The following is a 6,294-nucleotide window of genomic DNA, read 5'->3' as shown; positions in this document are numbered from 1 at the left end:
CTCGGCCTCGCCATGGGCGCCAAGCTCGCCTGCCCGGACAAGCTCTGCATCAACGTCTGGGGCGACGCCGCCATCGGCTTCACCGGCATGGATTTCGAGACCGCGGTGCGCGAGCGCATCCCGATCATGTCGATCCTGCTCAACAATTTCTCGATGGCGATCGAGCTGCACATCATGCAGGTCTCGACCGAGAAGTACCGGGCGACCGACATCTCCGGCGACTATGCGGCGATGGCCCGCGCCTTCGGCGGCTATGGCGAACGGGTGACCAAGCCCGAGGACATCGTCCCGGCGATCAAGCGCGGCATCGAGCAGACGCGCAAGGGCGTGCCCGTCCTGCTCGAGTTCATCACCTCGAAGGAGACCGAGATCTCCAGCTTCAAGTAGGCGCGAGGCCGGCGATCGGCGCCAGGCGGAACTCCGCCATGGCGTCGATCAGCCAGCGCGCCAGGTACGGCGCGTAGGACGGGCGGACGAAGATCCAGTAGGTCGGCCGCTCGTCCCGCTGCAGCACGATCGCCGGCACCCGCGCCACCGTCGACTGCGCCACATGCCCCGGGCCGAAGCGCCGCGGGTGCAGGTCGATGTGGCAGCTCTTCTCCATCACCGCCCGCGCCTGCGGCCCGGACAGCTCCAGGCCGAGCCGCCCGGACGAGGTGTCGACGGCGGCGAAATGCGCCCCCGCCAGGGCCATGTCGAAGCGCGCGACGGTCGTCGCCAGCTCCGCCCGCGGCAGCACCAGCAGCCATTCGTCGGGGCCGAGCCAGAGCGCCGCCCGGGCGCCGTCGGACTCGAACCGGTTGGCGGCCGGCAGGCCGGTCCCGAAGGCGGCCGCCGCCAGCGGCAGGCAGGCGGGCTCGCCGCGAAAGGTGATCTGGCCGAGGAGCGGCAGGGCCGCCAGAGCGACGGCGTCGCCCGACGCCGCCGCCATCTCGGCCGCCAGCCCGTCGAGCATCGTCCCGTGCCGCTCAACCATCGCGCCGCTCTCCCGCCGGATCGTAGAAGACGGGATCGACGATGCGCGCGGCGACCATCATCTCACCCGACGCCGGCCGCACCAGCGGCGCGAAGACCCGGTCGCCGATGCGCGCCCGGCCATTGCGGACGAGCGCCAGCGCGAAGGTGCGGCCGAGGGCGGCGCTGCGGTAGCTGGACGTGACGTGGCCGATCATCGGCATCGGCGTCCGCAGCACCGGTTCGTCCACCAGCTGCGCGCCCTCGTCGATGAGCGTCGCCGGGTCGTCGGGGAGCAGTCCCACCAGCTGCTTGCGGTCGGCGCGCGCGGTGTCGGTGCGCGCGAGCGACCGCTTGCCCAGGAAATCCTTGCGCCTGGCGACCATACGCTCGAGCCCGAGGTCGATCGGCGTCACCGTGCCGTCCGTCTCGTGCCCGACCATGAAGAATCCCTTCTCCGCCCGCAGCACATGCATCGCCTCGGTGCCGTAGGGGGTGATGCCGAAGGGCTGGCCGGCCTCGGCGACGACATCCCACAGGGCCTCGCCCAGCGTCCCCTCGACCGAGAGCTCGAAGGCGAGTTCGCCCGAGAAGCTGACCCGGGCGATCCGTGCCGGCATCCCGGCGACGGCGCCGTCGCGGAAGGTCATGAAGGGGAAGACGGCGGCCGACAGGTCGGTCCCCGGCATCAGGCGGGCCAGCACGTCGCGCGCCCGCGGGCCCGCGAGGGCCACCGTCGCCCACTGCTCGGTGACGGAGGTCGAGAAGACCCGCAGTTCGGGCCATTCGGTCTGGTGCCATTCCTCGAACCAGTCGAGCACCCGCGCCGCGCCGCCCGTCGTCGTCGTGACGAAGAAGCGGTCGGCGGAGAGACGGAGAACGACACCGTCGTCGAAGACCATGCCGTCCTCGCGACACATCACGCCGTAGCGGCAGGCCCCGACCGCCAGCGAAGCGATCGGGTTGACGTAGAAGCGGTCGAGGAAGCGCGCGGCGTCCGGCCCCCGCACCTCGATCTTGCCGAGCGTCGAGGCGTCCATCATGCCGACGGCGCCACGCACCGCCAGGCACTCGCGCTGGACGGCGCGCTCCATGTCCTCGCCGTTGCGCGGAAAGTACTGCGGCCGCTTCCACTGGCCGACATTCTCGAACACTGCAAGACCGGCGACGTGGCGGGCGTGGATCGGCGTGATCCGCTCGGGATCGAACAGCGCGCCGACATGGCGCCCGGCGAGCGCGCCGTAGGCGACCGGGACGTAGGGCGCCCGGTAGGTCGTGGTCCCGGTCGCATCCATCGGCCTCGCCAGCGCCCGCGACAGCAACGCCACCGCCGTGACGTTGCCGAGCTTGCCCTGGTCGGTGCCCATGCCGGCGGTCGTGTAGCGCTTGACGTGCTCGACCGAATGGAACCCCTCGCGCGCCGCGAGGGCGATGTCGGCCGCGGTGACGTCGTTCTGCAGGTCGACGAACGCCTTGCCGCGACTGCCCTCGGCGAGGCCCCAGAAGGGCCGGAGCGCGGTTTCGGCAGGCGTTGCGGGCGTCACCGGCGCGGCGGCCCGGCCTCGCCCGCCGACGGCGGCGGCCGCCGCCTCGCCCGCGGCGTGGCCGGTCGCCAGGCACTCGGCAAGCGCGAAGGCTCCCGCCGCGGCACCGGCGACGGCCAGTCCCGGCGGCAGCGACTGCGGCCGGAAGGTCGCCAGGTCCTCGTCCCAGGCGAGTGCGGCGCGGAGTTGGCCCAGCAGGTGGACGGCCGGATTCCAGCCGCCCGAAACGGCGACCAGGTCGCAGTCGATCCGGCGGACCGAGCCGGCCGCGCGCTCGCCTTCCAGCGCCCGGACTTCGATCGCCCGGACACCGGCCCGGCCGCGCACCCCGACCGGCACCCGCCCGGCCAGGATCTCGACCCCGTGGCCGGCGAGCGCTTCGGCCGCCGGCGGCGCCGCCGGGCGGAGATCGACGATCGCGACCGGCGGGACGCCGGCATCGGCGAGCGCGAGCGCCGCGCCATAGGCGGAATCGTTGTTGGTGACGAAGACGGGGTGGCGGCCGCAGGCGACGCCGAAACGCCGGGCATAGGTCCGCACCGCACCCGCCAGCATGACCCCCGGCCGGTCGTTGTCGGAGAAGAGCAGCGGCCGTTCGTGCGACCCGGCGGCGACGACCGTGCGCCGGGCACGGACGTGCCAGACGCGCTGGCGCGCGTGTCCGGCGGCCGTGCCGGGCGGCAGATGGTCGGTCCGCCGCTCGACCGCGACGGCATAGCCATGGTCGTAGAGGCCGAGGACGGTGGTGCGCGCGAGCACCGTCACGTCCGGCAGCGCGCGCAGGGCCGCCGCCGTCTCCGCCGCCCAGGCCGCCGCCGGCCGGCCCTCGACCGTCGCCCCGGAGGCGAGCAGGTCGCCGCCCGGCACCGCCCCGTCGTCGGCGACCACGACGCGGCTGCCGGCCGCCGCGGCGGCGCGCGCCGCCGCCAGACCGGCCGCGCCGGCGCCGACGACCAGCAGGTCGGCATGGACATGGACATGGTCGTAGAGGTCGGCGTCGGGTTCGGTCGGCGCCCTGCCCATTCCCGCCATGCGTCGGATCGCCGGCTCGTAGACCCGTTGCCACCAGCCGCGGGGCCCGAGGAAGGTCTTGTAGTAGAAGCCGGCGACGAGCAGCGGCGACAGGAACTGGTTGACCGCGCCGAGGTCGAACCGGAGCGACGGCCAGGCGTTGACCGGGGTCGCTTCCAGCCCCGAAAAGAGCTCGGCCTGGGTCACCCGGACGTTCGGCTCCGACCGCGGGCCACGGCCGATCTGGACGAGCGCGCTCGGCTCCTCGGCACCGGCCGAATAGATGCCGCGCGGCCGATGGTACTTGAAGCTCCGGCCGACGACGCGGACCCCGGACGCGAGCAGGGCCGAGGCCAGCGTGTCGCCGGCGAAGCCCGAGAAGTCGCGCCCGGCGAAGGTGAAGCCGAGCGGCCGGTCGCGGTCGACGGTCCCGCCGGCGGGGAGCCGGAATCCGGTCATGCGGATTTGCCCGGCAGCGGCGGCCGCGGCGCCCCCGGCGGATAGGCGCCGGCGATCTCGTGCGTGACCGTGTGGCGGACGAGGTTAAACCAGCGGCGGCAGCCTTGGCTGTGGACCCAGCGCTCGCGCATCCAGCCCTTCGGGTTGTCGCGCAGGAAGACGTACTCCCCCCACTCCGCCTCGGACAGCAGGGTGGGGTCGAGCGGGCGGGCGATGTGTGCCTCGCCGCCGTTGGCGAATTCCGTCTCCTCGCGCGGGCCGCACCAGGGACAGGGGATCAGCAGCATCGTAGGGAATCTCAGTGGGCGACCGCCGCGGCGCCGTGCTCGTCGATGAGCGCGCCGGTGGCGAAGCGGTCGAGGCGGAAGGGCGCGTTGAGGGGGTGCGGCTCGCCGGTGGCGATCGTGTGGGCGAAGACCCAGCCCGACCCCGGCGTCGCCTTGAAGCCGCCGGTGCCCCAGCCGCAGTTGAGGAAGAGCCCGTCGACCGGCGTCCGGCCGATGATCGGCGAGGCGTCGGGGCAGACGTCGACGATGCCGCCCCAGGTCCGCATCATGCGCAGGCGGCTGAAGATCGGGAACAGTTCCAGGAGCGCGCCCATCTGGTGCTCGATGACGTGGAACGAGCCGCGCTGGGCGTAGGAGTTGAAGGCGTCGATGCCGGCGCCCATGACCAGTTCGCCCTTGTCGGACTGGCTGACATAGACATGGACGGCATTCGACATGACGACGCAGTCGAGGACAGGCTTGATCGGCTCGGACACCAGCGCCTGCAGCGGATGCGACTGCACCGGCAGGCGGAATCCCGCCATCGCCGCCAGCACCGACGAATGGCCGGCCGTCACGAGGCCGACGCGGCGGGCGCGGATGGCCCCTCGCGTCGTCTGGAGGCCGGTGACGCGGCCGCCGGCGACATCGATGCCGGTGACCTCGCAGTTCTGGACGATGTCGACCCCGCGGGCGTCGGCCGCCCGGGCATAGCCCCATGCGACCGCATCGTGGCGGGCGACGCCGCCGCGGCGCTGCAGGGTCGCGCCAAGGACCGGGTGTCTCCGGCGGGCGTCGATGTCGATGATCGGGCAGAATTCCCTGACCTGCTCCGGCGACAGCCACTCGGCATCGATGCCGTTGAGGCGGTTCGCCTGCACCCGCCGCACCCCCTCGCGCACGTCGTGGAGGTTGTGGGCGAGGTTGAGGACGCCGCGCTGGCTCAGCATGACGTTGAGGTTGAGGTCGGCGGACAGCCCCTCCCAGAGCTTCAGCGAATGCTCGTAGAGGTGGGCGCTCTCGTCCCACAGGTAGTTGGAGCGGATGATGGTCGTGTTGCGGCCGGTGTTGCCGCCGCCGAGCCACCCCTTCTCGAGCACCGCGACGTCGGTGATGCCGTGGTTCTTGGCGAGATAGTAGGCCGTCGCCAGTCCGTGACCGCCGGCGCCGACGATGACCGTGTCGTAGGATTCGCGCGGGGCGGCGTCCCGCCAGTAGGCCGGCCACGACCGGTGCCGGTCGAGCGCGTTCAGCGCCAGCTGGAAGAAGGAAAATCGCTGCATCCACCCTCGGGCCGCGGGACGCGGGCGGCCCGAGGGTAGGCGAGCCGATGGCCGCTTGTCTAACGCGCCATGAGCGTCAGGCGCGCATGCGCTCCACCGGCGGCAGATTGTGGTTCAGGAGGCGCACCGTGGAAGCCTGCGCCCCCTTCAACCCCTCGCCCTCCGCGATCTCGCAGCGCACCTTGGCGCCGACCTCCAGGCCGGCGAAGCCGTCGTCGACCACGGCGTTGCGGTGGAAATAGACCTCCTGCCCGTCCGGCATCCTGACGAAGCCGTAGCCCTCGCGCGGGAACAGGCGCTCGACGACGCCGTGGGTCGGCACCTCGTGCGACTTGACGATGCCGGCCTGGCGCTCGGCCTTGTCGGCGAGCTGCCGGCGCGCCGCCTCGAACGCCTCGTTGATGGCGAGATAGACGCCCTCGTGGGACTGCGCGTCGTGATGCTCGCGGGTGACCGCGATCTCGCCGCCGGGATAGGCGATCTCGACCCGGACCTTGAAGAGCTTGGCGAGCTTCTGCCGGCGCACCGCCTCGATGGCGACCCGGCAGCTCGTGATGCGGTCCTTGAACTTGGTGAGGCGGCCGAGCCGCTCGCGCACGCGCGCCTCGACGCTCTCCGAGGGGTCGATGTTGCGGAAGGTGATCTGCAGTGGAATCTGCATGCGATCCTCTCTGTCGGGTGGCTCTTTTCCACGGGTCCCGTCGCGGGTGGCGCCCGCCCCAGCCCTTGCACCTCCTTCCATTTGCATGTCGGTCGGAATGCGGGAGTATCAAGGCC

6 protein-coding genes are annotated in these 6,294 nt (G+C 72.3%); 1 reads left to right on the top strand and 5 read right to left on the bottom strand.

What is annotated here, in order from left to right; translation table 11 throughout:
* Positions 1-387: thiamine pyrophosphate-dependent enzyme (locus tag ACE3Q3_RS22300; RefSeq protein ID WP_374449708.1), on the top strand; the 387-nt coding region annotated here is incomplete at its 5' end.
* On the opposite strand, the gene ACE3Q3_RS22295 is transcribed toward ACE3Q3_RS22300, so the two are convergent.
* The 5 genes from ACE3Q3_RS22295 to ACE3Q3_RS22275 form a co-directional block, all read right to left on the bottom strand.
* Positions 380-976 (bottom strand): sarcosine oxidase subunit gamma, encoded by a 597-nt coding sequence (locus ACE3Q3_RS22295; protein ID WP_374449706.1) that lies wholly within the window; start codon positions 974-976, stop codon positions 380-382. The genes ACE3Q3_RS22300 and ACE3Q3_RS22295 overlap by 8 nt on opposite strands.
* Positions 969-3,968, bottom strand: a complete 3,000-nt coding sequence (locus ACE3Q3_RS22290; RefSeq protein ID WP_374449705.1) for a sarcosine oxidase subunit alpha family protein — start codon at positions 3,966-3,968, stop codon at positions 969-971. The genes ACE3Q3_RS22295 and ACE3Q3_RS22290 overlap by 8 nt, the downstream gene beginning before the upstream one ends.
* Positions 3,965-4,255 carry a sarcosine oxidase subunit delta gene (locus ACE3Q3_RS22285; protein ID WP_374449703.1) on the bottom strand — a complete coding sequence of 97 codons (291 nt, stop codon included), beginning with the start codon at positions 4,253-4,255 and terminating at the stop codon, positions 3,965-3,967. The genes ACE3Q3_RS22290 and ACE3Q3_RS22285 overlap by 4 nt, the downstream gene beginning before the upstream one ends.
* Positions 4,256-4,266: 11 nt before the next feature.
* Complete coding sequence (locus ACE3Q3_RS22280; protein ID WP_374449701.1) at positions 4,267-5,517, bottom strand: sarcosine oxidase subunit beta family protein; 1,251 nt, start codon at positions 5,515-5,517, stop codon at positions 4,267-4,269.
* A 76-nt stretch (positions 5,518-5,593) separates the two neighbouring features.
* Positions 5,594-6,178: an HPF/RaiA family ribosome-associated protein gene (locus ACE3Q3_RS22275; protein WP_374449699.1), complete on the bottom strand. Its 585-nt coding sequence runs from the start codon at positions 6,176-6,178 to the stop codon at positions 5,594-5,596.
* Between the last annotated feature and the right edge of the window lie 116 nt (positions 6,179-6,294).

It is taken from the genome of Allostella sp., from assembly GCF_041913585.1.
In the GTDB taxonomy this organism is placed as follows: Bacteria; Pseudomonadota; Alphaproteobacteria; order ATCC43930; family Allostellaceae; genus Allostella.
The sequence above is the reverse complement of the archived record's forward strand: the minus strand, read 5'-3'. Positions and strand labels throughout refer to the sequence as shown.